This window comes from Streptomyces sp. SID5910 (genome assembly GCF_009862125.1).
Lineage (GTDB): Bacteria > Actinomycetota > Actinomycetes > Streptomycetales > Streptomycetaceae > Streptomyces.
In genome coordinates this window covers 1-3,124 of sequence record NZ_WWHX01000184.1, presented here as the reverse complement: position 1 = coordinate 3,124, position 3,124 = coordinate 1, and the positions used below count along the sequence as shown (strand labels likewise).

Below are 3,124 nucleotides of genomic sequence, written 5' to 3'. Positions count from 1 at the left end.
TCGCGCACCTTCGCCACCCCGGTCGCGGTGGTCGCGTCACCGGCCGCGCGGTCGGTGAAGGAGACGCGCTCCGGGTTGAACAGGAACGCCTGGCGGATGTTGCCGCCGGGCTCACCGCCGTCCGCCTTGTCGACCGGGTCGATGCCGCGCCACTCGTAGCGCGGGCCGCCGGCGGCGACGATCGCGTCGATCAGCTTGCCGACCGTCACGTCGGCGGCCACCGTGCCGTCGTCCGTGGCACCGTTGTTGTCCTGGATCTCCTCCAGGGACACGATGTCGGGCGACTTCAGGTGGTGCACGATCGCGTCGGCGTGCGCGGCGAAGGTGGCGTCGGACGGGTCGAGGTTCTCGACGTTGTACGTGGCCACCGCCAGCTCGCGGCCGCTCTGCGCACGTGTCGACTCGCGCTCGATGCCCCCGCTCCGCAGGGCGCCGATCTCGCTCGCGACCAGGGTGTAGCCGCCGAACTGGTTGTAGTCCAACGGGCCGGCGGTGGTGCCGGTGAGGGTGTCGCCGACGGTGGCGGCGGGGAAGTCGGCGGGCTTGCCCAGGGACTGGATCTGGAGCCGGCCGGTGTTCTGGGCGTCGTAGGAGCCGTAGACCGTGCCGCCGCGCCGGTTGGGGTTCTCCCACGGCTTCACCGTGACCCACAGCTCGGTGTACGGGTCGGAGGCGCCGACCACGCGGGCGTCGGCGACCCGGACGTTCATGCCCTCCAGCGACTCGTAGTAGTCCAGGGCGTACTTCGCGGGGCGCAGCGGCAGCGCGTCGACCGAGCCGTTCGCGGCGGGGTCGCCCGCGGGGGTGTAGGCGCGCGGCACGGAGCGGGCGGAGACGGTCGTCGCGGCCGGGACCGGGTTGCCGCTGGAGACGACGGTGACCGTCGGGCGGGTGATCTCGGTGACCGACTGGTTGCCGGAGGAGGTGCCGCCCGGGACGTACTCCGAGACCGTGCCGGAGACGGTGACCGCGTCACCGACGGCGACCTTCGGGGTGGAGCTCGTGAAGACGAAGACGCCCTCGCTGGTGGCCGGATCCGCGTCCGGCCGGGTGTCCTGCATCCAGAAGCCCCTGGAGGAGCCGTAGCCGCGGACGCCGGTGACGGTTCCGGCCACGTCCGTGACCTGCTTGCCGGCGTACGGCGACAGCCGGGTGGTGCCCTGGATGTCGTGGATGCGCACCGAGTCGGCGTGCGCGGGCGAGGTGAGGACGACGGTGGACGCGGCCGAACAGACGGCGGCGACGGTGAGCGCGGCGAGGCGCGCGGAGGACTTGCTGGCCAACGGGATCCCTCCGGGGACGTGACAGAGCGCCGGGACGAGGGTGGGACGCGGGGGGCCAGGGGCCTCAGAGTCCACGTGGACCTGAGTGGGCACGGGCCTGAGTGAACACTTGTCCCCCCGCTTTCTACGCGCGTCAATCTCCTGCCTGCTCAGGCCAGTTGTCAAGGTTTCGGCCATGTACGGCACCCGACGGGGAGATGAACCGGGCGGCATCGGTGGAAACCCGTCTAGGCTGAGCGGCTGAGCCGTACGGCGGTGACGTGGCCGTACGGCGGTCGAGGTGCGCGAGGAGAAACAGCCGATGTCAGACAGCTCCACCCTGCCGCCCGCACGGCTGCGACCCGAAGCGGAGCTGGCCCGCGACGCGCTGTCCACGCCGGTGCTCTCCCGGGCCGCCCGGCTCGCCCGCTGGGCCGGTCCCGACACCCGCGTCGACGCCGGCGGCGGCCTCGTCGAGGAGCAGCTGCCCGCGGCGGCCGAGCTGCTCGGGCTGACCGGGGACGACGCCGCGGCGTACGCGAGCGAGGCGTGGCGGATCGCGGTGGACACCGGGCTGGTGGAGATCACCGACGAGGAGCAGGGCACCGTCGCGACGGGCGAGGACATCGCCCTGCTCACCGGCTCCCCGCAGGACGTGCTCGGCGTGTGGCTCACCGCCCTGGAGACGGTGCTCGCGGACGCGAGCGTGCCCGACCTGGACGACATCGTCGACGCGATGGCCGAGGGCGGAGAGGTCGACCTGTCGTCCCTCGGCTGGGACCCCGAGTCCGAGGCCGAGTTCCTCGACGGCGTGCTCGGCAACCTGTACCTGCTCACCGTCGGCGAGGACGGGCCCGGCGACACGGCGGTGCCGCTGCCCGCGCTGGCCGCGTCCGTCATCGTGCCCAGCGACATGGGCGAGCCCACCAACGACGTGCTGGAGCAGGTCTCCGACGCGATGATGCGGCTGGACGACCAGTTCCGGCTGCTGGAGCCCATCGGCCTCATCACCTACCAGCCGGTGGACGAGGCGCTGATGGCCGACGCGGACGAGGAGCCCGCGGCGCCCGTCGACGAGACCGACGTCGCCCGCTACGGCATGGTCCGGCTCACCCCGCTCGGGCTGTACGCGCTGCGTACGCGGCTCCAGGAGGCCGGCTTCGAGGCGCCCGCGGTCGGAGACCTCGCGGACAAGGGGGCCGACGCGCTCCTTGACGGCACGGCGTCCTTCCCGCCGGTGTCGGCGCACGCCGAGACCGAGCTGTGGCTGACCCGGCGGGAGCCGCTCGCCGCGGCGCGGGAACTGCTGGCCGCGGCGCGGGGTACGGACGCCGGCGCGCCGCTGCGCCGGCTGCGGTGCCAGCAGGCGCTGTCGCTGGTCGGCGCGGGGGCGGAGCCGGCGCTGCGGGAGGTCCTCGACGACGCGGAGCTCGGGGGGCTGGCCCGGGTGTGGCTGACCGAGCACGGGGCGCGCGACGTGCCGGCGCCGCCGCAGGAGATGGTCTTCTGGCTGACCATCGACACGGTGGCTGCGCAGCTTGCGGCGGAGGGGAACTCGGAGGAGCTGCGGGCGCTGGTGGAGGGGCTGGCGATGCAGCACAGCGGGTTCTTCGACACCGCGTGGCGGGTGGGGCATCCGGCTACGGCGGATGTGCTGGAGGCGATGGGGCGGCTGCATCCCGACAAGAAGGTGGCCAAGGAGGCTCGGAAGGCGGCGTTCAAGGCGAGGTCCCAGCAAGGGGGTTGAGCGGCGGGGTGGGTCCGCTTGGGTTGGCTTCGAGTGGACCGGTGTCGTGCCTGGCCGGAGGTGGGTGACGCGGACCGGCGTTTGCCGGGTGCCGCCGCGCCCACCCGTGCCGCCC

General features: G+C 73.4%; 2 protein-coding genes. One reads left to right on the top strand and one right to left on the bottom strand.

Going from position 1 to position 3,124, the window contains the following annotated elements:
• The coding region (locus GTW67_RS06425) for a DUF8508 domain-containing protein (RefSeq protein ID WP_161163827.1) at window positions 1–1,283 on the bottom strand (1,283 nt) is incomplete at its 3' end.
• 301 nt (window positions 1,284–1,584) lie between these two features.
• Between GTW67_RS06425 and GTW67_RS06420 the strand changes: the two genes are divergently transcribed.
• Complete coding sequence (locus GTW67_RS06420) at window positions 1,585–3,009, top strand: hypothetical protein (RefSeq protein WP_161163826.1); 1,425 nt, start codon at window positions 1,585–1,587, stop codon at window positions 3,007–3,009.
• The last annotated feature ends 115 nt before the right edge of the window (window positions 3,010–3,124 follow it).